Annotated in this window: 16 protein-coding genes; 5 read left to right on the forward strand and 11 right to left on the reverse strand. The window is 74.6% G+C overall.

Annotated features, from left to right (window positions below):
- The first annotated feature begins 122 nt into the window (after positions 1–122).
- Positions 123–1,403 carry an MFS transporter gene (locus WCD74_RS02875; protein WP_337693304.1) on the forward strand — a complete coding sequence of 427 codons (1,281 nt, stop codon included), beginning with the start codon at positions 123–125 and terminating at the stop codon, positions 1,401–1,403.
- A gap of 52 nt (positions 1,404–1,455) precedes the next feature.
- On the opposite strand, the gene WCD74_RS02880 is transcribed toward WCD74_RS02875, so the two are convergent.
- From WCD74_RS02880 to WCD74_RS02895, 4 genes are all read right to left on the reverse strand, one after another.
- Positions 1,456–2,112: a class I SAM-dependent DNA methyltransferase gene (locus WCD74_RS02880; RefSeq protein WP_337693305.1), complete on the reverse strand. Its 657-nt coding sequence runs from the start codon at positions 2,110–2,112 to the stop codon at positions 1,456–1,458.
- Positions 2,113–2,156: 44 nt separating this feature from the next.
- Positions 2,157–3,710, reverse strand: a complete 1,554-nt coding sequence (locus tag WCD74_RS02885; protein ID WP_337693306.1) for a dynamin family protein — start codon at positions 3,708–3,710, stop codon at positions 2,157–2,159.
- Positions 3,707–5,623 (reverse strand): dynamin family protein, encoded by a 1,917-nt coding sequence (locus WCD74_RS02890; protein ID WP_337693307.1) that lies wholly within the window; start codon positions 5,621–5,623, stop codon positions 3,707–3,709. Before WCD74_RS02890 ends, WCD74_RS02885 begins: the two co-directional genes overlap by 4 nt.
- Positions 5,624–5,751: 128 nt before the next feature.
- Positions 5,752–6,828 carry an IniB N-terminal domain-containing protein gene (locus WCD74_RS02895; RefSeq protein ID WP_337693308.1) on the reverse strand — a complete coding sequence of 359 codons (1,077 nt, stop codon included), beginning with the start codon at positions 6,826–6,828 and terminating at the stop codon, positions 5,752–5,754.
- 234 nt (positions 6,829–7,062) lie between these two features.
- On the opposite strand from WCD74_RS02895, the gene WCD74_RS02900 reads away from it, so the two are divergent.
- Together WCD74_RS02900 and WCD74_RS02905 are read left to right on the forward strand one after the other, a co-directional pair.
- Positions 7,063–9,063, forward strand: a complete 2,001-nt coding sequence (locus WCD74_RS02900) for an Hsp70 family protein (protein WP_337693635.1) — start codon at positions 7,063–7,065, stop codon at positions 9,061–9,063.
- Positions 9,060–10,595, forward strand: coding sequence for a LuxR C-terminal-related transcriptional regulator (locus tag WCD74_RS02905; protein WP_337693309.1), 1,536 nt, complete (start codon positions 9,060–9,062; stop codon positions 10,593–10,595). The genes WCD74_RS02900 and WCD74_RS02905 overlap by 4 nt, the downstream gene beginning before the upstream one ends.
- A gap of 92 nt (positions 10,596–10,687) precedes the next feature.
- Here the strand turns inward: WCD74_RS02905 and WCD74_RS02910 are convergent, their stop codons facing one another.
- The 3 genes from WCD74_RS02910 to WCD74_RS02920 form a co-directional block, all read right to left on the reverse strand.
- On the reverse strand, positions 10,688–11,578 hold the full coding sequence (locus tag WCD74_RS02910) for a type IV toxin-antitoxin system AbiEi family antitoxin domain-containing protein (RefSeq protein WP_337693310.1): 891 nt from the start codon (positions 11,576–11,578) through the stop codon (positions 10,688–10,690).
- 363 nt (positions 11,579–11,941) lie between these two features.
- Positions 11,942–13,660, reverse strand: coding sequence for a putative bifunctional diguanylate cyclase/phosphodiesterase (locus tag WCD74_RS02915; RefSeq protein WP_337693311.1), 1,719 nt, complete (start codon positions 13,658–13,660; stop codon positions 11,942–11,944).
- On the reverse strand, positions 13,627–15,000 hold the full coding sequence (locus WCD74_RS02920) for an amidase (RefSeq protein ID WP_337693312.1): 1,374 nt from the start codon (positions 14,998–15,000) through the stop codon (positions 13,627–13,629). The genes WCD74_RS02915 and WCD74_RS02920 overlap by 34 nt, the downstream gene beginning before the upstream one ends.
- Positions 15,001–15,133: 133 nt before the next feature.
- Here WCD74_RS02920 and WCD74_RS02925 point away from each other — a divergent pair, with 133 nt between their 5' ends.
- Together WCD74_RS02925 and WCD74_RS02930 are read left to right on the forward strand one after the other, a co-directional pair.
- A complete protein-coding gene (locus tag WCD74_RS02925) occupies positions 15,134–15,445 on the forward strand; it encodes a hypothetical protein (RefSeq protein ID WP_337693313.1) in 312 nt (103 codons plus the stop codon).
- A 28-nt stretch (positions 15,446–15,473) separates the two neighbouring features.
- Positions 15,474–16,670, forward strand: a complete 1,197-nt coding sequence (locus WCD74_RS02930; protein ID WP_337693314.1) for an FAD-dependent monooxygenase — start codon at positions 15,474–15,476, stop codon at positions 16,668–16,670.
- On the opposite strand, the gene WCD74_RS02935 is transcribed toward WCD74_RS02930, so the two are convergent.
- The 4 genes from WCD74_RS02935 to WCD74_RS02950 all read right to left on the reverse strand — a co-directional run bounded on the left by WCD74_RS02935 (position 16,671) and on the right by WCD74_RS02950 (position 22,922).
- On the reverse strand, positions 16,671–18,599 hold the full coding sequence (locus tag WCD74_RS02935; protein WP_337693315.1) for a S9 family peptidase: 1,929 nt from the start codon (positions 18,597–18,599) through the stop codon (positions 16,671–16,673). It lies immediately after the preceding gene.
- 10 nt (positions 18,600–18,609) lie between these two features.
- Positions 18,610–19,254: a TetR/AcrR family transcriptional regulator gene (locus WCD74_RS02940; protein WP_337693316.1), complete on the reverse strand. Its 645-nt coding sequence runs from the start codon at positions 19,252–19,254 to the stop codon at positions 18,610–18,612.
- Complete coding sequence (locus WCD74_RS02945; RefSeq protein ID WP_337693317.1) at positions 19,251–21,140, reverse strand: MDR family MFS transporter; 1,890 nt, start codon at positions 21,138–21,140, stop codon at positions 19,251–19,253. Before WCD74_RS02945 ends, WCD74_RS02940 begins: the two co-directional genes overlap by 4 nt.
- A gap of 129 nt (positions 21,141–21,269) precedes the next feature.
- The gene (locus tag WCD74_RS02950; RefSeq protein ID WP_337693636.1) at positions 21,270–22,922 is read right to left on the reverse strand and encodes a cation:proton antiporter; all 1,653 of its coding nucleotides are present in this window, start codon (positions 22,920–22,922) and stop codon (positions 21,270–21,272) included.
- Positions 22,923–22,946 lie beyond the last annotated feature (24 nt).

Here is a 22,946-nt window from a genome sequence, read left to right on the forward strand (position 1 = left end):
AATTCGGCGTCACGGGTCCCACCAGGACCATTGACCCGATCTCCGTCGAGCACCATTCTTCACGTCAACGCCATTCGGCATTCGTTCCCGCCAGCGGAACGCGCTACGGACAGGTGAGGACCATGCCCACCCGCTTTCGTTGGGTCACGATCGGACTGATCGTCGCCCTGATCATCATCAACTACATCGACCGGAGCGCGATCTCGTACGCGGTCACGCCGTTCAAGACCGAATTCGGGATCACCGACACCCAGTACGGCGTCGTCTCGAGCGTCTTCTCGATCGGCTACGCGGTCTTCGCGTTCCTCTCCGGTCCGCTCGTCGACCGGTTCGGGCCGCGCAAGGTGCTCATCGCCGCGGTCGCGCTGTTCTCCCTGACGACGGCGCTGGTGCCGCTCGCGGGCGGGTTCGTCGGCCTGCTGCTCATCCGCATCGTGCTCGGCGCGGCCGAGGCGCCGGCCTTCCCGGCCGCCACCCGCACCGCGGGCCGGTGGCTCCCCGCCGCCGAGCGCGGCTTCGCGCTCGCCCTGATCGGCGGGGTCGCGGTCTCCGGCAGCCTGCTGATCGCCGGCCCGCTGCTCACCCAGCTCATGGGCGCCGTCGGGTGGCGCGGGATGTTCTGGGTGATCGGCGGTTTCGGGCTGCTGTGGATCGTCGTGGCCCTCGGCCTGCTGCGCAGCACCCCGGAGGAGGCCACGCAGCCCAACGACGCCGAGCGCGCCCTCATCGCGGCCGGCCGCGAGGCCGAGATCGCGCACGAGACCCCGGGCCGCACCGACTGGGGCGCCCTGCTGCGCAACCGCAACCTCTGGATCTGCGCGATCGGCTACTTCGCGTGGGGATTCATGTTCTGGGGCTTCATGTACTGGCTCCCGCAGTACCTCTCGACCTCGTTCGGGCTCTCGATCAAAGCGGTCGGCGCGTTCGCGATCGCGCCGTGGGCGGCGGGCATCGTCGGCGCCCTGGTCGGCGGGTTCCTCGTCGACCGCGTCTACCGGCGGACGCAGAGCGTGCGCAGCCGCTACACGATCATGGGCGTCGCCCTGCTGCTCTCCGGCGCCTCGCTGATCCCGGTGTTCCTCGACCCGACCCTCACCGTCGCGCTCATCTTCATCTCGTGCGGTGTCGGCTTCGGGTTCGTCACCGGCGGCATCTGGTGGGTCGCCTCGATCGACGCCGCCCCGACCCAGCCGGGCACCGCCGCGGGCTTCGCCGACGCGGCGTTCGCGATCTCCGGCGTCATCGCCCCGGTCGCGATGGGCGCGATCGTCGACAGCACCGGCACGTTCACCAGCGGGTTCGTGACGATGAGCGTGCTCGCCCTGGTCGGCGCGCTGCTCATGCTGTTCGCCACCCGCGAGCCGGCCCGCACCTCCGTCGCCCCGGCGCCCGAGACGGTCTGAGGTGCGCTCCGCGCTCGTGAGCACTAACGGGGCCTATAACCCCACTTAGTGCTCACCTGCGCTCCGCGCACATCACCACCGTCGGTCCGACCGGCGGGTCCGCCGGGAGCCGCAGCTCGGCCACCGGGTGCAGGCCCGCGGCCTCGAACAGCACGGTGAGCTGCTCCGGTCGCCACTGGTGCGTCGTCCAGTGCACCGGGACCCCGCCGTAGGCCTCGGTCCGCTCGAGGTCGTCGTCGCCGACGTGCGTCGCCACCAGGACCTGCCCGCCGGGCACGAGAGCCCGTGCGAACGAGACCAGGACCTCGCCCAGCACGTCCCGCGGCAGGTTGAACAGCGACCACCAGCCCAGCACCCCGCCCAGCGAGGACTCGACCAGGTCCAGCTCGGTGGACGACGCCACGCGGAAGTCGCACGCGGGGTTGAGACGGCGGGCGTGGTCGATCATGCGCGGCGACAGGTCCGTCCCGACGACGTCGACGCCGCGCTCGGCGAGGAACGCCGTCGTCAGGCCGGGGCCGCACCCGACGTCGAGCACCGGCCCGAGCGCGGCCACCGACCCGGCGAACGCCTCCAGCGCGGACCGCAGCCACGGGTGCGTCCGCGGATCGCCGAGACCCGTCGTCAGGACCATCTCGACGTAGGTGTCGGCGACCCGGTCGTAGGACTCGCGGACGGCGTCGAGGTCGTCCGGCCGGCGCACGCTCATGTGGGCTCCGCCCTCGTGAGTACTTCTCCGTGTCCGGACACGGACTACTGCTCACGGGCGCGCAGCGCACCTTCGCAGGAGCGCACCACCGCCCGCGCCACCTCGGCTGCCGCACGGGACGTCAGCGGGGACTCCGCGCGGGTCCGCCAGCGGTCCAGCGCCTCCAGCGCGGCGCCCCGCACGTCGTCACCCGGCGCCACACCCAGCCGGGCGTGGGGGTCCGGGCCGTCCCCGCCCAGCAGGCGTTCGGCCTCGGGCTGGGTGTCCGCGGGCATCGTGACCTGCCCCTGGCGCAGCGCCGCGAGCAGCCGCTGCTCGGTGAACTCGTGCGCGCCGCTGAGCACCCGCTCGAGCTCCGCGGCCACCTCGGCGGCGTCCGGCCGGGGCGCGCGGGCGAGCACCATCTCCACCGCCAGCAGCGCCGACCGCGCCTTGTGCACGTCCCGCCGGCCCACCACCCGCGACGTGAGCACCTCGCGCAGCTCCTCCAGCCCGGAGCGCTTGACGAGCTCGGCGGCCAGCGACACCGAGTCGGTGACCCCGCGGCCGGTCCGCGCCCCACGGCGCAGCACCGTCGTGGCGGAGCGGATGCCGAACACGCCGAACCGGTCCATGAGCGCCTGCCGCGCCGGCCCGTCGAGCCGGGTCCCGTCCGGGTCGGACGCCAGGGCCTCCGCGACGACGGCGGGTGGTTCGGCCGCGCAGAACCGGTCCGCCGAGAGCAGCAGCGCGTCCACCTCCGCGCGCGGCGCCCGGGCCAGCGCCCGCAGCGCGGTGAACTCGGACTGGCGCAGCGTCCGCGCGGTCTCGGCGAGCAGCCCGTCCACCGCCACGACCGTCTGGCACAGCGGCCGCAGTGCCGGGTCGGAGCGGTAGGCCTTCGCGACCTGACCCGCCGTCGTGATCGCGTCCAGGCCCCCGCCCCCGATCTCGTCGGCGCGGGAGAGCACCACCACGGTGCCCGACGCCCCGACCGCCCCCAGCCCGCCGGCGCCGCCCCGAGCGAGGTCGGCGAACGCCTCGAGGAACCCGACGTCGTTCCGGTGGGCGTGGCGCATCAGGTAGACGACGGCGTCCGCGCCGGACGGCCGGTCGTCGGGGGTGACGAAGGCGAGCGTGCGCCGCGAGTTCGTCTCCCGGATCGAGTCCAGGCCCGGGGTGTCGACGAGCGTCGTCGCGGCCAGCCCGCGCGCCGGCCAGTCGACGAGCAGCCGCCCCACCCGCGCCGGGTCCACTCCGCGCAGGTCGATCGACAGCCCCTCGCCGTTGCGCACGAACGGCACCGGCCCGCGGCGCCCGTCGGTGTCCTCCCGCAGCACCGCGGGCGACGGCGCGTCGCGGTACCAGGTGACCAGCCGCGTGCACTCCCCCGCGTCGGTGGCGGCCACGCGCTCCCCGACCAGGGCGTTGAGCAGCGTCGACTTCCCCGCCTTCAGCGTCCCGGCCAGCGCCACCCGCAGCGGCTCGTCCAGCCGCGACCGCGCGTCGTGCAGCACCGCCCGCGCCCAGTCGGAGGCCGGATCGGGGCCGCCCGTGGAGTACAGGCGCTGCGCCTTCCCGACGACGGCGCGGGCCGCGTCGACGAGATGACCCGTCACGTGCGCACCATCCGGGTCGCGGGGGCGGCCCCCTCCTGACGTCCGCGCAGCTCCCGGGCCCGGGTCAGCAGCTCCTCGACGCGGGCGAGCCGGGCCTCGACCTCGGCGAGCCGCTTCTTGCGCGAGGCGCTGTCCGCCTCGACCGCCTTGGCGGCCTGGGCCGTCAGCGACAGTGACCGGTCGAGCTCGTCGGAGGTCCGGGTGAAGTGGTCCCGCAGCCCGCGCTGCACACCGCGCAGCATGTCCCGGGAGTTCTTCCCGGCCTGGAAGATGATCTCGTCGATGTGACGCCGGACGGCCTGCTTCGCCTCGGCCCGACGACGTTGCAGCGCGCGCTTCCGCTCGTCGACCAGCGTCTTCGACCCGAGCAGCAGACCCGCCCCGATCGAGAACGGGTTGAGCAGCGCCATCCCCGCGACGGTGGTGATCAGGCCGACCATCAGGATGCCGCCGTACGAGCCGCGCATGCCTATGAGGAACTGCCCGGCGACACCGACCTTCTCGTGGTCGGGCTGGGCCAGCATGCCGACCGGGTCGGCGACGACCGCCGACCCGTCCACGTCGTGCCCGACGAGCACCTCGGGCAGCACGCCCTCCCCGTCCTCGGCGAAGTGCCGCGCCACGGTCTCGGACAGCCACCGGGTGCGCTCCTCGGCCCACACCGCGTTCGTCGCGACCGCGGCGGCCACCTGCTGGTGCAGCCACGGCGAGAACTGCTCCCAGGTCTTCGCCGGGTCGGTGTCGTCGAGGGCGGTCTCGGCGTCGGTGAGCACGGTGCGCAGCCGGTCCCGCAGGTCGTGGTCGATGTCGGAGTTGAGGTCGGCGATGCCGTCGTTCAGGGTCTGCTGCCAGCGCGCCGCCCGCCCGCGCAGCGCGGCCACCCGCTCCCGCGACCGCTCCTGCTCGTCGGCGATCATCTGCGCCCGCCGCGGGTCGGCGAGGGCGTCCCGCTCGGCCCGCAGCGCCCCGGCGAGCTGCTCGGTGCACACGATCACCTCGTCGGCCACGGTCCGCACCCGGCGCTCCGCCCGCCCGGCGGCGACGCGGTCGACGAGGATCCGCGTGAGGTCGGGCAGGCCGGACTCCTCCGCGAGGCTCGCGTCCGGCTCGGCGCCGTCCTCGGGGCGGGCCGCGAGCAGGGCGAGCCGCGCCGAGGTCGGCACCAGGTGGACCCCGTCGAGTCCCGCGGCCGACAGGTGCCCGCGGTCGAGCTCGGCGATCCGCCGCCACCGCGGGTGGATGTCGGTGCGCGACATCGCGACGACGACGGTGGCCCCGACCGCGGCCGCGGTGCGCACGAGCGCCAGCTCCGGCGCGGTGAGCTCCCGGCCCGCGTCCGACACCAGGACGACGGCGTCCGCGCCCGGCAGTTCGGCCATCGTCGAGACCGAGGTCGGGGACGCGAGCCCGCCGGCCCCCGGGGTGTCCACGAGCCGCAGGCCGTGCGCGAGCAGCGACCGCGGGAGGCGGACGTCGGCGTGCGCCCAGCCCGCCCTGTTCTCCGGGTTGCCCTTCTCGGTGACGTGCTCGGCGAGCGAGCCCGGGTCGACCGTCTCGGCGTCGGCCTCCCCGTCCACCACGCGCGCCAGCACCACCGAGGGCGTGTCGTCGTACGTGCAGACCGTCGGGACGGTGGTGGCGCGGTGGGCATCGGTCGGCAGGACCCGCCCGCCCAGCAGGGCGTTGACCAGCTCGGACTTGCCGGCCTTGAACTCGCCGATCACGAGGACGCGGGCCCGGTCGTCGACCACGGCCCGCTCGACGGCCTGGAGCCGTTCGGCCAGGTCGGTGCGCTCGAGGGCCGCCGCCGTCGAGCGCGCGAGGCCGATCAGCTCGACCGCCGACCGGGCCTTCTTCGCGCTCCGGCCCGACGCCGTCGGTGCCGCCGCCCCCTTCGTCGCGCTCCCGCTCACCTGCCACCCCCCGCTGCTGGAGTCACCGACGCACGAAGGCCGGGGCACGGTGGTGATCCACCGTGCCCCGGCCTCGTCGTCACCCGTCGGAGGCTACGCGGAGGCGATCCGCGGCCCCGAGGTCAGGCTCAGACGCCCGCACCGTCCTGGATCGGCACCTCGACGTCGTCGCCACCCAGGTCCACGTCGGCCGACAGGTCGACGTTGCCCGAGCCGTTGCCGTTGCCGACCACGGCGCCGTCGCCGATGTTGTTCGAGCCGTTGCCGTCGCCGATGGTGTTGCCGTGACCGGTGACGTTGTCGTCGCCGATGATGTTGCCGTGGCCGTTGACCTCGGTGTACGAGCCGTGGTCCTCGGTCTCGTGGGTCGGCTCGGGCTCCTCGACGGAGGTCGGCTCCGACTCCGAGGACTCCGTGCTCGCCACCTGCGAGGTGAGGGCGGCCGGGCTGTCGGGGACGTCGACGTCCAGCGGCAGGTCCAGGCTCCCGCCGGGCAGCACGAGCGGCGGCAGCTCCGGCAGGAGGCCCAGGTCGAGGTTCAGCTCGCCGGAGATGTTGCCCGAGCCGTTGAAGTCGCCGACCACGGCGCCGTCGCCGACGTTGCCCGAGCCGTTGCCGTCGCCGATGGTGTTGCCGTCGCCGGTGACGTTGTTGTCGCCGATGATGTTGCCGTCACCGTTGACGATGAGGACGTCGCCGTCGCCGGCGTTCCAGACGTTGATCGAGTTGTCGATCGTGAAGTTGTTGGTGACGTAGGTCAGGTGCGTGATGACCTTGTGCATCTCGTAGTCGTGGTGCGAGTTGCCGTGGTGGCCGTGGTCGTCGTCGCACTCGTCGTGGTGCTTGCCGGTCCAGTGCTCGTCCTCACGGCACTCGCGCCACTCGTCGTCGTGGCACTTGTCGTCGTCGCAGTCGTCCTCGTACTTGGCGCAGTCCTCGGGGCTGCACTTCTCGAGCACGACCGGGACGAGGTCCTGGATGTCCTCCACGCAGACGTGCTCGAGGCCGGCGGCCTTGAGCGCGCCCTCCGGGTCCTCCTTGAAGGCGGCCAGCGCCTCCTTGTCCGACAGCAGGTCCAGCAGGAACTCGAGCAGCGTCTTCTCGGCGACCATGGTGTGCCCCCAGGCATCGAAGGTGTGGCGCTCGCGGCGTGCTGCCGCCAGCGGCGTGGGGAGAACAGTCGTCGCCGGGGGCGCCCCGGCCATCGGGGCTCCCGCCGGGTTCCCCGGACGACCCCCTAGGGGATTTCGGGGCGACCCCCCGGTCGGCACCCCGGGGTCACGCCGAGTGACGCAGCCTCCCCGACCGTTCGGAGCAAGCTCACACGATCGAGCTACGAACGTGTAACGACGCCGCGGAACGGGTCGATGATGGCCACGAGTCAGCGACACGGCGCCGCCCTTCCGGGGCGGCCGGGGCGGATGGAGCTGGGTGTGACGATGGTGGGCCCGGCACGGGCGACCGCAGGCAGGCCGGGGGTCCCCCTCGCCTACGACCTCGGGATCGACCTGGGCACCACCTACACCGCGGCCGCCGTGCACCCGGACCGCGCTCCCGACGTGCACGTGGTCGGCCTCGACCGCGACGCCGTCCAGGTCCCCTCCGTGCTCCTCGTCGACGACGACGGGTCCCTGCTCGTCGGCGGCGAGGCCGAGGCCCGCGCGCCGTGGGCGCCCCAGCGGGTCGTCCGCGAGTTCAAGCGCCGCCTCGGCGACGACACCCCGATCGTCGTGGCCGGCGAGGGCTTCTCCGCCGACGGCGTGGCCGCCGAGATGGTCCGGTGGACCGCCGACCGCGTCGCCGAGCGCCAGGGTCGCGAGCCCCGCCGCCTCGCCGTCGCCCACCCGGCCGGCTGGGGCGCCTACCGCCGCCGCGTGTTCTCCGAGGCGCTCGCCGAGGTCGGCCTGCACGACGTCGTGCTGCTCACCGAGCCCGAGGCCGCCGCGGCCGCGCACGCCGCCGCCGGCCGCCTGCCCGTCGGCCGCACCGTCGCCGTCTACGACCTCGGGGGCGGCACCTTCGACGCCGCCGTCGTCCGGGGCGTGCCCTCCTCCCCCGTCGCGCCGGTCGGGCTGACCGTCCTCGGCCGGGGCCAGGGACTCGAGGCGCTCGGCGGGATCGACTTCGACGAGGCCCTCTTCTGGCACGTCTGCGCCGAGCTCGGTGGTGCGGTCGCCGCTCTCGACCCGGCCGACCCGGCCACCGTCCGCGCCGTCGCCGGCCTCCGCCGTGCGTGCGTCGCGGCCAAGGAGCGGCTGTCGGTCGACACGGACGCCGTCGTCGACGTCCGCCTCCCCAACGTCAGCACCCGCATCCGCGTCACCCGCGGCGAGTTCGAGGACATGATCGCCCCGGCGCTGCGCCAGACGATCGACGTCCTCGGCGAGGTCCTCGACTCCGCCCGTGTCCGCCCCGCCGACCTCGACGGCGTCCTGCTCGTCGGCGGCTCCTCGCGCATCCCGCTCGTCGCGCGCCTGCTCTCCAGCGAGCTCGGCCGCCCGGTCTCCGTGGACCCCGACCCGACGACCGTCGTCGCCCGCGGCGCCACCTGGGCCGCGGCCGCCGCCTCCGGCGTCGTCCGTCCTCCCACCGGCCCCTTCCCGACGCCGGGTCGTGCCCCGATCTCAGGCCCGTTCCCGGCGCCGGAACCGCGCACCGAGTGGGTCGGCCCGGCCGCCGCGCTGCTCGCCCACGCCGACGACCCGATGACGACGCCCGTCCGCCTCGACCTGCGCCACCGGCCCGCCCCCGACGACGAGCCGGTCACCGACACCCTCGCCGTCGCCCCGGCCCGGCGGACGGCGGTCCCGACGAGCGCCCTGCCGCCCGCTCGGGTCTCCGCTCCCGCCGCTCCGTCCGCCGTCGAGCCGGAGAGCCGGCCCGACCCCCGCAAGCGCCGGCTCGCCATCGGCGCCGGGGCCGCGGCCGTGCTGGTCGCGGGCGGTGTGGTCGCGGTGACCGTGCCGATGGTGAAGAACACCGGGTCGTCGACGGCCACCGTGGCGCCCTCCCAGGCCCAGGCCGCCGGCACTGCTCCCGCGGCACCCGGTCCGGGCGACGCCGGCACGCTGCCGCCCGGGACGCTCGACGCCGCGACCACCGACGTCTCGGACGACACCGCGGACGACGTCTCCCCCGCCGCCGCGACCCGCCGCTCCACCCCGGCGAAGGCCCCGGCCGTCCCCGCCGCCGCGAACCCGGTCGCCCCGGTCGCGCCCGCGCCCGCCGTCGTGCCGCCGCTCGTCGCGCCCGCGTCCGTCGTCCCCGCCCCGGCGCCGCCGGCGAACACGGGGACGACCACGCCGGACACGCCGAAGGTCGACCCGCCGCCCCCCGTTCCCGACCCGCCCGTCGTCGAGGACCCGCCGTCCTCCTCCGTGCCGCCGCCCGCCCCCGTCGTCCCGCCGGCTCCCCCCGCATCCGACGCCGTCGCCACGTGAGCGCGCCCGAGCTGGAGCGCCCGATGACGTCCGACCTGGCCGCCGTCGCGGAGCAGGCCGCCCTCACCGGCGAGTTCGTCGAGGCCGGCCGGTGCGCCGACGAGGTGCTCGCCTCGGACGCCCCGCTGACCGACCTGGTGCGGGCCGCACACGTCCTGGCCGGCGTCCACGCCCACCGCGGGATGCTCGCCGACGCGGCCGAGCTGCACGCGTGGGTCGCCGCCGTCGCCCCGGGCCGTGCCTGCCCGGCGGCGGCCGTCGCGCTCGTCGGGACCGGTCGTGAGGTGCCGTCGACCGACACGACGTCCACGCGCCCCGTGCCTCCCACCCTCCGGGCCGGGGCCGACGGCCTCGTCGGGAAGGCCGTCCGGGCCAGCGTGCAGCCGGGCGGGTCGGCGTCGGCGCTGTCCGACCTCACGCGGGCCGCGGCCATGCTCGAGTGCCGCGCCGCCCCGGTGCTGCACGACGACTCGCCCGCCGCCCTCGGCGCCCTGGTCGCCCTGCACCGCGGCGAGCCGGACCTCGCGCGCACCCTCGTCGACCGCGCCCTCGCCGCCGACCTCGGAGGTGCCCCGTACCGGCGCCGTCACCTGCTGCTGCGGGCCTGGGCGGACATGGCCGGCGGCGACCTGCTCGCCGCGCGGGCCGGGCTCGACGCCGCGAACGCCCGCCCGGAGCCGGCGCACGCGCGCGACGAGCTGGTCGCGGTCGCCCTCGAGGCCGGGCTCGTCCGCCGGGGTGGCGACACCCGCGGGCTGCTGGCCGTGTGGTCCCGCGCGCGCGAGGCCGTGCTGCGGCACGCGATGGACCTGTGGTCGCTGTTGGCGGTCGGGGAGCTGGCGGTCGTCGCCGGCCGCCTCGGTGAGCTGGCCTGGCTGGCGCCGCACCTGCGGTCCGGCGACGAGCTGCTCAACGCGCTCGGGCAACCCGTCCTGTGGGCGGCGCCGTGGCACTGGTGCGCGTTCCTCGCCGCGGTCGCCGCCGACGACCCGCCCTCCGCCCAGCGCCACGCGGCCCACCTCGCCGAGGCCGCCGCCGACCCGGCCGCCCACGCCGGCTCGCTCGCCGGGGTCCTCGCCCGGGCCGCCCGGACGTGGCTGCACGTCCTCACCGGCGACGTCCAGGCCGAGGAGGTCAGTGCGGTGGCGGCCTCGCTCTCCGAGGCCGGCATGGCCTACGACGGGGCGCGCCTGGCCAAGGAGGCCGCCGTGCGCACGAGCGACAAGCGGGTCCTCGCGACGATGCTCGGCCTGGCCCGGGGCCTGCTCGCCGGGCCGTCGACGGCGCCCGAGGTCTCCCCCGCCGCCGAACCGCAGGCCGCCGCGCCCGCTCCCCGGCCCAGCGTGCTCTCCGACCGGGAGCGCGAGGTCGCCGAGCTCCTCCTCGACGGCCTCACCTACCGCGAGATCGGCGACCGGCTCTTCATCACCGCCAAGACCGTCGAGCACCACGTGCGGGGCATCCGCCAACGCCTCGGCTCCGAGTCCCGCACCGACCTCTTCGCCGACCTCCGGGCGTCCCTGGCGGGCTGACCCCGTCGCACCGTCGACCAAGATCATCGGAACAACGAGGATCCGAGGCCTGAGCGTCCGGATCCTCGTTGTCCCGGTGATCTTGGACCTCCTCATCGCGCGAGCCGGTGAGCCAGCGTCCGCCGGATCTCGTCGAGGACCTTCTCGGGCTGCTCCGTCAGCTCCTTCCACGTCACCTCGGCGACGACCCAGCCGTCGGCCACGAGCGCCCGCTTGCGCGCCCGCCGGCTGATGAACCGCTCCGGGTCCTGGTGGAACGCCCACCCGTCGATCTCGAGGGCGAACTTGGCCTCGCGGAACGCGATGTCGATGACCGCCTCCCGTCCGTCGGAGAGCAGCACCTCCAGGTTCACCTCCCATCCGGAGACGCCACCGCCCCGCAGGAGCGCGATGGCCACCCGCTCGGCCGTCGACGCCGCTCGATCCGCCGCCTGGACGAGAAGCCGGTGAGCCGCACCCGACCCACGTCGGCCCAGATGACGCGACTGGGCGACCCGGAGCTCGTCGAGACCGACCTTCTTCTGCTGCAGGACCCGGTCGAGGAACGGCTGCCCCTCCCGTCCCAGGGCCACCGCCGCGTCGAGGGTCGTCAGGGCCCGGGTGGTCACCCACAGTCCGCGGTGCAGCACCCGGTCTCCCCGCAGGTCACGCTGCACGGTGGTGAACCCGGCCGGCTTCGGCCGTGAGCTGCCGGGCGGGAGCGCGGCGACGATCGGATGCGGGCCCGCGACCCCGAGGGCGAGCCACCACGCGGCGGCGACCCCGATCAACGCGCCCACGGGCCGGACGAACTCGGCGGCGATCCGCACCCGGGCGGCCGCGGTCCACGGGAACGCGACCACGAAGTACACCCCGGGCGCCCGGCGCACCCACTCCTTCTTGGCGACCTTCCGGGCGATCTGGTCGTCGCTCATGCCGCACTGCTTGGCCTGGGCACGCGAGATCACTCCGTCGTGGGTCGCCACGAACTCATCGACCTTCACACCCGCTTGGAGTGTCGCCGCGGCCGAGCGGTTCCCGGTTCGTGCAAGATCATCGGAACAACGAGGATCCGAGGCCTCAGCGTCCGGATCCTCGTTGTTCCGGCGATGTTGGTCCGGGAAGCCGCCACCCGAGGACCCGCCCGTCGCCCCGCAGCCGCCGATGACCGAACTGAGACAGCCGCCCGGCGTCCGGATCGGTCAGGAACCCGGTTGTGCACGACGAGCCGCTACCGTCGACCGCACACCGCCCGAGAGGAGTCCGCGATGAGCATGCTCCTGGGGAACCTGCGCGATCTCATGGGTGACCTCGAGGACCCGGCCGACCCCGCCGAGGTCGTCGCCGAGACCGAGGACGACGAGGAGCTAGCCCGCGGGTGAGTACCGCCCCCGCAGCGTCGCACCCAGCTCGTCGGCACTGACCGGGCGCGCGAACAGGTAGCCCTGCGCGACGCGACACCCGAGCTCCACCAGCGTCGCCGCCGCCTCCTCGCTCTCCACGCCCTCGGCGATCAGGTCCAGGCCGAACGACTCCGCCAGCTTCACGATCGACCGGACGATCGAGTAGTCGTCCGGGTCGTGGCCGAGGTCGTGCACGAACCCGCGGTCGATCTTCAGCGTGTTCACCGGGAACCGCTTGAGCTGGGCGAGCGAGCTGTAGCCGGTGCCGAAGTCGTCGATGGCGATCGCGACGCCGAGCTCGCGCAGCCCGTGCAGCGTCTTCAGCGCCGCGGCGTCGTCGCTGACCACGGCGTGCTCGGTAACCTCGAGGATCAGGTCCGACCCGTCGAGGCCGTGGCGCTCGAGGACCGAGGCCACCGTCGTCACGAAGTCGATCGCGATCAATTGGACCGGCGAGATGTTCACCGAGATCGCGAAGCCGTCCAGCGCCACGTCCGCGCGCCACCGGGCGAACTGCCGGCACGCCTCCGCGAGCACCCAGTCGCCGAGCTCCCCGGCGAGGTTCGTGGCCTCCGCGACCCCCACGAACAGCTCCGGCGCCACCGGCCCGAGCGTCGGGTGGTGCCAGCGGACCAGGGCCTCGACCCCGACCATCGCCCGCGTGCGGAGGTCGACGATCGGCTGGTAGGCGATCGTCAGCGACCCGTCGCGGATCGCGGTCAGCAGGTTCATCTCGACCGCCACGCGCACCTGCTCGCGCGACTCCATCTCCGCGGTGAACACGACGACCTCGTTACCGCCCCGGCTCTTGGCCACCAGCACCGCCTGGTCGGCCGAGCGCAGCCACTGCGCGAGCGTCACCGACGCCGGCTCCATCACCGCGATCCCGACGCTGACCGTCCGCCCCAGCGACTGCCCGCCCAGCTGGATCGGCTGGGCGATCGCGTGCTGGACCCGCTCGGCCAGCGCCACGGCCCGGGACTCGTCGCACACCCCGGCCACCGACACCACCAGCTCGTCGCCCCCGAGCCGGGCGACGACGTCGTCGGGATCGACCGCGGAGCGCAGCCGCTGCGCGATCTCGACGATGAACCGGTCCCCCGCCTCGTGGCCGAGGAAGTCGTTCATGGCCTTGAGCCGGTCGACGTCGATGAACAGCAGGGCCCGCGTGCCCGGCTCCGCCTCGGCCAGGATCCCGGACAGGTGCTCCATCAGCGCGCGCCGATTGGGCAGCCCGGTGAGCTCGTCGTGGTGGGCGATGTGGCGCAGCCGGTCCTCGGCGGCCATCCGGCTCTGCATCTGCGCGAACAGCACCGCGATCGTGCCCAGCGCCCGCAGCTCCTCCTCGCGCCACTCCCGCGCCCCGCCCAGGGCGAGCGACCCGGTCGTCGTCCCCGCCGTGACCAGCGGGACCACGAGTTCGTCCGGTCCCACCCGCGGCTCGGTGAGGACCTCGAGCGCCGCGTCCCCCGCCCCGGAGCCCCCCGACGGCCACGCGGCCACGAGCACCGCCACCCGCTGCCGGGTGTCGTGGAAGCGCAGCGAGCCGGTCTCGACGCCGAGGGCGCCGACCGTCGTCTCCAGCACGGACTCCGCGGCCTCGCCCAGCCCGGCGGAGTCGACCCCCATCAGCGCCGTCGCGACCGCCGTCACCAGCGCGTCGAGATCCGCGGGCTCGTCCACGCTGCGGAGGTTAACGAAGAGCTGACGTCCGAGGCAGCCTCCAGCTCCCCCGCGAGCCCGAGCAGCACGCCCTCATCGCCCGGCAGGCCCGCGAGCTGCACCCCGATCGGCAGCCCGCGCCCGTCCCGCCCGGCCGGCACGGAGACCGCGGGGGCACCGGCGACGTTCTGCAGCGGCGTGAACCCGACGTAGCGCACGAGCCGTTCGCGCAGGTCGTCGAACGGCACGGCCGGGTGCAGCCATCCCAGCGGCGGGGTGCGGTGTGCGAGGACCGGTGAGAGCAGGACGTCCTGGTGGATGAACTCGGCGCGGTAGGCGACCCGGCGCAGGCGCCGCAGGAACCCGGGCCGTCGCGGACCCGTCGTCAGGAAGTGGCGGGCGAGGCCGCGCGTGAGCGGGTCGAGGCGGGAGCGTTCGAAGGTCGGCCCGAAGCTCCGGCGTCCGCCGGCCGCGACGGCGAACGCCAGCAGGCCCCAGTACACGAGGAAGTCGTCGACGAAGCCCGTCCCGACGGCGGGTCGGTGCGGCTCGACGTGGTGGCCGGCGGCCTCGAGCCGGCGCGCCGACCGCTCCACGGCGGCCCGCGTGTCGGCGTCCACCTCGCCGCCGGCGGGGCTGTGCAGCACGACGCCGACCCGCAGCCGCGTCCGGGAACGCACCGGTTCCCCCGTCAGCGCCGACAGGACCAGCGCGGTGTCGCGGACGGTGCGGGTCACGACCCCGTCCGCCACCAGGTCGATCGGCATCAGCGCGCCGTGGGCGCTGCGGGCGAGCAGCCCGCGGCTCGGCTTCAGCCCGACCAGCCCGCACGCCGCCGCCGGGATCCGGATGGACCCCCCGCCGTCGTTCGCGTGCGCCACCGGCACCGCACCGGCGGCGACGAGCGCGGCCGCCCCGCCGCTGGAGGCGCCCGCGGAGAAGGCCGGGTCGACGGGGTTGCGGGTCGGCTCGGCGTCGACGAACTCGGTGGTCGCGTTGAGCCCGAACTCCGGCATCCGGCTGGTGCCCACGAGGTCGAGTCCCGCGCCGAGCAACTGCTCGGTCACCGCGGCGTGCTGCCGGGCGGGCTGCGGCACGTACGCGGCGGAGCCGTTCGTGGTCGGCCAGCCGGCGACGTCGGTGTTCTCCTTGACCAGGATCGGCACGCCGGCCAGCGGCCCCTCGGGGTTCCCGACGACGGGTGCGTCGGTCCGGTCGAGCCCGAGCCCGCGGACCCGGGGGTCGACGGCGGCCAGGCGTGCGGCCACCGCCGCGCGCAGCTCCGCGGGCGAGACCTCGCGGCGCAGCAGCCGGGCCACCAGGGCGGTCACGTCGTCGTCACCGAGGGCGTCGTCGGGCAAGGTGCACTCCGTGCTCGTGAGTACTGATCCGTGTCTGGACACGGATTACTACTCACGAGCGCGCAGCGCACATCACATGGCGCCCGGCGGCCCGAGTGCGGACCATCGGAGGCTCCCGACCCGGAGGTGTCCCTTGGACCCGCAGGAGCGCTTCGACCGCTTCCGTTCTGCTCTCGGCTTCCGCGCCGACCTCGCCGACACGCCGGGCCTCGCCCTGGCCGCCCTCGACGGCGAGCCGATCGAGCCGCCGGTCCACCTGCACGTCGACGCCACGAGCCTCACCGAGCACCTCGGCACGCCCGCGGACGACGACCGCGAGGCCGCCCGGCTGCAGTCCCTACTGGCCCAGATCGAGGAGGCGATCCTGGAGCGCGAGCAGGGTCACGACCACCTGGTGCTCGCCGAGGGCGGCCCCCGCGCCGTGACGGCCGCCCCGAGCCGTTAGTTCCCGACCGCACGGGGCACCCGATCCCGTGACCCGTCATGCCCTCGTCTCCGGGGCGAGCATCGCCGGCCCCGCCCTCGCCCTGCAGCTGAACGCGGCGGGGTGGCGCACCACGGTCGTGGAGCGCGCCCCCCGGCTGCGCGACGAGGGGCAGAACGTCGACCTCCGCGGGGCGGGCCGCGAGGTGGCCCGCCGGCTCGGCCTCGAGGACGCCGTCCGCGCGGCGAACACCACCGAGGTCGGTCTGCGGCTGATGGACGAGGCCGGCGGCACCGTGGCGGAGTTCCCGGCCGGTGAGAGCGGCACGGACGGGCCGACGGCCGAGCTGGAGATCCTGCGCGGCGAGATGGCCCGCATCCTGTACGAACGGACCGACACGGCGAGCGAGTACCGCTTCGGCGAGTCGATCACCGACCTCGCCGAGCACGACGACCACGTCACCGCCACCCTCGCGAGCGGCGCGACCCTCGACGCGGACGTCGTGGTGGTCGCGGAGGGCACCCGCTCGCACACGCGGTCGCTCGTCTCGCCCGAGGTCGACATGACCGAGCTCGGCCTCTACATCGCCTATCTGACGATCCCGCGGACGGCCGACGACGACCGCTGGTGGCGCTGGATGCACACCACCGGCACCCGCGGCGTCAGCCTGCGACCCGACAACCTCGGCAGTACCCGCGCGATGCTGAGCTTCCTCTCCGACGTCCGCGGGCTGGAGGCGCTCGACCGCGACGGCCAGCTCACGATCCTGCGCCGGACCTTCGCCGACGTCGGGTGGGAGGCCCCCCGCGTGCTCGCCGCGCTCGACGACGCCTCGATGTACTTCGACGCCGTCGCCCAGGTGAAGCTCGACCGCTGGAGCCACGGCCGCACCGTGCTCCTCGGCGACGCCGCGTGGGCCGCCGGCCCGTTCGGCACCGGGACGAGCCTGGCCCTGACCGGCTCGTACATCCTGGCCGGGGAGCTGGCCGCGCAGCCCGACGTCCCGGCCGCCCTCGCCCGCTACGAGCAGCTCATGCGCCCGTTCGTCGACCGCGCCCAGGACGTGAAGCCGGCCATGATCCGGGCGATGAACCCGCGGACCGCCGTCGGGCAGAAGGTGCAGCGCGGCGCGGCCAAGGTGGCCGCCGAGGCGTTCGACAAGTTCGGCGGGCTGTTCAACCGCGTCACCGGCCCGCCGGCGGACGCGATCGACCTCCCCGACTACGGGTCCCTCCCGGCGGCCTGATCAGCGCTCGATCTCCACCGGCTCGATCCCCTCGTCCTGCGGCAGCGTGAACCCGAACAGCTGCGCGTAGAACGACAGCTCCGCGTCCAGTGCCCGGCGGATGTTCTCCGCCCGCCGGAACCCGTGCTGCTCCCCCGCGAACAGCAGGTACGCCACCGGCACGCCCTTCTCCCGCAGCGCGGCGACGATCATCTCCGACTGGTTCGGCGGGACGATCGCGTCCTCCTCGCCCTGCAGCACGATGAGCGGCGTCGAGAACCGGTCCACGTGCGTCAGCGGCGACCGCTCGACGTACACGTCACGGGCGGCCGGGTACGGCCCGACCAACCCGTCGAGGTACCGCGACTCGAACTTGTGCGTGTCCGCGGCGAGCGCCTCGAGGTCGGCCACGCCGAAGTGGTCGGCCCCCGCCGCGAACGGCGTGTCGGACCGCGCCAGCGCCGCGAGCACCGTGAACCCGCCCGCCGACCCCCCGCGGATCGCGAGCCGCGCGGGATCCACCCGGCCGGCGTCCGCCAGGGCCCGGGCCGCCGCCAGGCAGTCCGCGACGTCGACGATCCCCCACGCGCCCTGCAGCTGCTCCCGGTAGGCGCGGCCGTAGCCGGTGGACCCGCCGTAGTTCACGTCGACGACCCCGAACCCGCGGGTCGTCCAGTACTGCAGCCCCACCGAGAGCACCGGCGCGGCCGCCCCCGTCGGACCCCCGTGGATGACGACGAGCAGCGGCGGCAGCTCCCCCTCCACCGTTCCCGACGGCGGGTAGTACAGCGCGTGCGCCTCGCGCGGGTTCCCGTCCCCGTCGACCGACGCGAACGTCATCGGTTCCGGCGCGGAGAGGATCGACGGGTCCAGGCCGAGGTCCCGGGGCGGCCGCACCGTGGTCACCGAGCCGGAGCCGGAGACGACGTGCACCCCGGTCTCGGTCGTCGGGCTGCCCGCGACGCACACGACGCCGTCGCCGACCGCCCGCACGGAGCGGACGACCGTGAACCCGGTGTCCAGCTCCTCGACCGTCCCGTCCGGGCGACGTACCGCCAGCGCGTCGAAGCCCTCCGACGACCGCGCGAACACCACCGACCCGTCGTCGAGAAGGGCATAACGCGACCCGCCCAGTTGCCAGCCGGGCACGCCGATCTCGGCGTCGAGCTGCACGAGCGGCTCCACCGCGCCGTCGGACCAGCGGTAGAGGTTCCACCAGCCGGTGCGGTCGGAGAGAAAGGTCAGCGACCCGTCGCGCTGCCAGACCGGTTCGCTCACCGACGCCCCCGGCCCGCCCGCGACGACGGTGTCCTCCCCCGAAGCCAGCGACCGCACCGTCAGGACCGTGTCGTCCCACGGCATCGACGGGTGGTCCCACGAGACCCAGGCGAGCGCCGAGCCGTCGGGCGAGAGCCGCGGCGCGGCGACGAAGTCGGGTCCGCTGACCAGCACCTCGGGCTCGGCGAGCGCTCGGGCGTCGCACCGGACGATCTCGTTCACCACCTCCGCCGCGGGGGCACCGGAGGACGGGTGGTGCTCGCGGACGCACACCAGCCACGAGCCGTCGGGGGCGACGTCGCCGTCGGCGTACCGGTCGCCGCGCGCGACGGCGGGCTCGGGGGTGAGGAGCGTGATGCCGTCCGCGTCGAGGCGCCGGAGCCGCTGGTCGGCCCAGTCGACGAGGAAGACCACGCCGTCGGCCACCCACCACGCGCCGCCGCCGTACTCGTGGACCGCGGTGCGGACGTTGACCTCGGGCGGGACGACGTCGGAGGTGGTGCCGTCGGGCGTGCGGCGGACCAGCGCGATGCGGCCGCCCTCCGCCGCGCGGCCCTCGGCCCAGAGCAGGTCCTCGCCGTCGGGCCGGACCTCCCCGAGCCCGACGGCGGCCTGCACCACCAGCGCGGAGGTGAGCGGGGTCGGCCAGGATCCGTAGGGCGCGTCAGGCACGGCCCGCACCCTACGAGCCGAAGGCGCCCAACTCGTCGAACACCTCGTTCAGCCCCGCGCGCAGCCGGTCGCGGTCGCGGGACCCGCCATCGGTCCAGCGCTGCATCGCGACCCGGACCCCGGCCATCGTCGCCGCCGCCAGGAGGGCCGGACGCAACCCGACCGACCCGTCGTCGGGAATGCTCTCCCCCAGGCGCTCGGCGATCGCGACGCCGAGCTCGCGCTCCCGGGCCGCATAGGCGGCGAGCTGGTGCGGCAGCAGCGTGGGGCTCCTGCGCAGCAGCCGTAGCGCGTCCATGCGGTCGTCGCCCGCCATGTCGTCCACGTGCTCGAGCACCGCGTGCCGCAGGGCCGTGAGCACCGACTCGCCGGCGGGCCGGTCGCGGAGCAGGTCGAGGAGGGTCTCGCCGCGGGCGGCGTCCCCCTCGACGACGGCCTCCTCCTTGCTGGAGAAGTAGTTGAAGAACGTCCGCAGCGAGACGTCGGCCGCGTCGGAGATCTGCTCGACGGTGACGTTCTCGACGCCGTGCTCGAGCGAGAGCCGCACGGCCGCCTCGCTCAGCGCGGTCCGCGTCTCCTGCTTCTTGCGCTCCCGCCGACCCACCACCCGGCCAGTCTCGCGCGAGCCCGGCCGGGTGGGGGTGGCGGTGCTCATCGGGCCACCGCCGGGATGACCTCGGTGTCGGCGTCCACCGCGTGCCGGCCGCCGTGGGCGTCGACCGGCATCCGCACGTCGCGGAACTGACGGCCGGTCGTCCCGCCGAGCAGCTCGACGTGCGGGGTGCCGCGCCACTGGGCGACCAGCAGGTAGGGCACCGGGTCGCCGTCGACGGCGAGGCGGTAGCGCCCTTCCTCGTCGGCGGTGGCGCGGGCGAGCTGGTGGCCGGCGCGGTCGATCACGGTCAGGACCGCCCCGGTGGCCGCCCGGGCGCCGTCGCGGACGGTGCCCTCGACGACCGAGGTCGGCTCGAACTCCTCCACGGCATCGGCCGGCGCGGACTCGTCGATGTCGATCGTCTCGCGCAGCGGGACCTCGCGGAGGAACAGGATCGCGATCAGGGCGATCAGCGCCAGCGGGGCCGAGACCAGGAAGAGCAGGGCCACCGAGTCGCCGTAGGCGTTCTCGACGACGCCGCGGATCGGCTCCGGCAGGGTCGCGACGTTCGGGATCTGCCCGCTCGACGAGCTCGTGGCGCCCGCCGGGAGGCCGACGGCGGCGAGCCCGGAGGTGATGGCCGACGACACGTGGCCGGAGAGCAGGGCGCCGAGCGCGGCGACGCCGGCCGCACCCCCGAGGGAGCGGAAGAACGCGACGGTCGAGCTGGCCGCGCCCATGTCCCGCATGGCGACCTGGTTCTGGACGGCGAGCACGAGGTTCTGCTGGGTCGCACCGACCCCCACGCCGACCAGCACCATCGCGACGGCGAGCTCCCAGTACGGGGTGTCCGCGCCCATGACCAGGCCCTGCATCACCAGCCCGACGACGAGCGACACCCCGCCGCCGACCAGGTAGGGCTTCCACCGCCCGTAGCGGGAGATCAGCTGCCCGACGAGGGTCGAGGCGATGAACAGGCCGGCGATCATCGGCAGGGTCAGCAGGCCGGCCTCGGTGGCCGAGGCGCCGCGGGCCAGCTGGAAGAACTGGCTGAGGAACACCGACGAGCCGAACATCGCGACGCCGACGAACAGCCCGGCGACGGTGGCCAGGGCGACGGTGCGGTTGCGGAAGAGCTGCAGCGGGACGACCGGCTCCTTCGCCCGCGACTCGACGACGAGCGCCGCGACGATCGCGACGATCCCGGCGCCGGCCCAGGCGAGCGAGGCCCACGAGACCCAGGCGAAGTTCTTGCCGCCGAGGGAGGTCCAGATCAGCAGGGCCGAGACCCCGGCGGCGATCAGCAGCGCGCCGAGGTAGTCGATGTGCACCTCGCGCTTCTGCGTGGGCACGGTCAGGGTGCGCTGCAGCACGACGAGGGCGATGACCGCGATCGGCACCGTGACGTAGAAGCACCAGCGCCAGCCGATGGTGTCGACGATGACGCCGCCGATCAGCGGGCCGCCGACCGTGGCCACGGCCATGATCGCGCCGAGGTAGCCGGCGTAGCGGCCCCGCTCGCGGGGCGGGATGATCGCGGCGATCACGACCTGGGCCAGCGCGGTCAGACCGCCCATCCCGAGGCCCTGGAGCACGCGGAAGCCGATCAGCGCCGGGGTGCTCGTGGACAGGCCGGCGAGCATCGAGCCGACCACGAACACGCCGATCGCGAGCTGGACGAGCAGCTTCTTGGAGAACAGGTCGGCGAGCTTGCCCCAGATCGGGGTGGACGCGGTCATCGCCAGCAGCGACGCCGTCACCACCCACGTGTACTGGGCCTGGGTGCCGCCCAGGTCGGAGATGATGCGCGGGAGTGCGTTGGACACGATCGTCGACGACAGGATCGCGACGAAGAGGGCCATCAGCAGGCCCGAGAGCGGCACGAGCACCGCACGACGGCTGGTCTGCGGCGGCGCTGCGTCGGCGGTGTCGGGGGACGCGGTCATGGAACCGGCTTTCACGAGTGGCGGGCGATAGTGCTCGAGGCGTTCGTTCGCCCGAGCAACGACCACGCTACTCGTTCATGCACGACGTGCAACTTTGCGCGCTGTGCCCTGTTGCACAGCACGCAGGCGTCATGAGCGGGCCCGCATCTCGATGGCGACCTGCGAGGCGTCCAGGTTCGCCAGCGCGTCCTCGAGGACGTCCGCGTCGAACGTGCCGTGGTCACGGGCGTCGAGCAGCGCCTCCCGCTGGGCCTCGAGCACGGCGATCCGCCACCGTCCCTGCGCCCGGACGGCGTCGGCGCGCGACTCGCCCTCGACCGGCGTCGGCTCGGGGAGGTCGTCGCCGGCGTGGCGCATCAGCTCGAGGAGCCGGCCCCGGTCGGCCTCGGCCTGCTCCTCGGCCCCCGGGTCGGGCGGCGGGGCGAGGCGGCGCACCAGCGGGCCGATCGTCCCGCCCTGGACCGCGAGCGAGAGCGTCGCGACCGCGAACGCCACGAGCACGAGGACCGACCGCTGCGGGGTGTCCTCGGGCAGCGTCTGCGCCGCGGCGACGGTCACCGCGCCGCGCATCCCCGCCCACACCACCGTCGCGCCCTCGCGCAGGCCGAGGGGCTGGCGCAGGAAGTAGTCCATGTCGGCGACGACCTGGGTGACCCGGGAGGCGAAGCGGTCGAGCTGGTTGGCGGACGGTTTGCGACGACGGCGGTTCACCTCCGCGAAGGCCTCCTGCCTGCCCTCGTCCGTCGTCATCCGCTGCTGCATCTCGAGCAGGTGGTCGCGCAGCGCCGCGCCGCGCCGGGACCGGACGGCGAGGACCTTCAGCAGCGGGGCGACGTAGGCCGCGCGCACGAGCACCGTCAGGACCAGGGCGCCGACGGCGATCAGCACGGCCGGGCCGACGCCCGCGTGGTCGCGCTCCACGCTCTCGACGATCGCGCGGACCTGGAGGCCCATCGTCAGGAAGACCGCGCCCTCGAGGACGAGCTCGACGGTCCGCCAGTTCTGCGCGTCGGAGAGGCGGTTCTGCGTGGAGAGGTCGCGGGGTGCGCGGACGCCGGTGACCAGGCCCGCGACGACGGCGACGACCAGCCCGGAGGCTTCGAGCAGCTCGCCGGGCACGGAGGCGACGAAGGGCACCGCGAAGGAGATGACGGTGTTGACGGTCGGGTCGGCGACGCGCTTGCGGACCTGCAGCCCGAGCACCCCGACGACCCCGCCGACGACGACCGCCACGACCACGGAGTACGCGAACGTCCCGAGCGCGCCCCAGAAGGAGAAGGCGGCGGCGGTCGCGACGACGGCCGTGCGCAGGACGACGAGCGCGGTCGCGTCGTTCAGCAGGCTCTCGCCCTCGAGCATCGCGACGACCCGTCTCGACACGGGGGTGCGCTTGATGATCGAGGTGGCGACCGCGTCGGTGGGGCTCACGATGGCTCCGAGGGCGACGCCCCACGCGAAGCCGAGCCCCGGGATCGCGAGGGAGAAGAAGAGGCCGAGGACCAGGGCGCTGCCGACGACGAGGACCACCGACAGGCCGCTGACCGCCCCGAACTCGCGACGGAAGTTCATCGCGGGCATCGAGACCGCGGACGAGTAGAGCAGCGGGGGCAGGACGCCCTGGAGGATCCACTCCGGCTCGATCTCCACCGCGGCGAACAGGGGCAGGAAACTGGCCCCGACGCCGACGGCCACGAGTACCAGTGGTGCGGCGATTCCCAGACGAGGACCGAAGGTGGCCGCCGCGGCGATCACGATGAAGCCACTCACGAGGACGCCGAGCATCTCCGTCACGCGGGCAGCGTGGCA

It is taken from the genome of Actinomycetospora aurantiaca (assembly GCF_037401875.1).
Classification (GTDB): domain Bacteria; phylum Actinomycetota; class Actinomycetes; order Mycobacteriales; family Pseudonocardiaceae; genus Actinomycetospora; species Actinomycetospora aurantiaca.

Coding starts and splice junctions, on each gene's coding strand:
- WCD74_RS02940 (WP_337693316.1), bottom strand. CDS start 19,254: ATGAGCACCGCCACCCCCACCCGGCCGGGCTCGCGCGAGACTGGCCGG.
- WCD74_RS02945 (WP_337693317.1), bottom strand. CDS start 21,140: ATGACCGCGTCCCCCGACACCGCCGACGCAGCGCCGCCGCAGACCAGC.
- WCD74_RS02895 (WP_337693308.1), bottom strand. CDS start 6,828: ATGGCCGGGGCGCCCCCGGCGACGACTGTTCTCCCCACGCCGCTGGCG.
- WCD74_RS02950 (WP_337693636.1), bottom strand. CDS start 22,922: ATGCTCGGCGTCCTCGTGAGTGGCTTCATCGTGATCGCCGCGGCGGCC.
- WCD74_RS02900 (WP_337693635.1), top strand. CDS start 7,063: ATGGTGGGCCCGGCACGGGCGACCGCAGGCAGGCCGGGGGTCCCCCTC.
- WCD74_RS02880 (WP_337693305.1), bottom strand. CDS start 2,112: ATGAGCGTGCGCCGGCCGGACGACCTCGACGCCGTCCGCGAGTCCTAC.
- WCD74_RS02875 (WP_337693304.1), top strand. CDS start 123: ATGCCCACCCGCTTTCGTTGGGTCACGATCGGACTGATCGTCGCCCTG.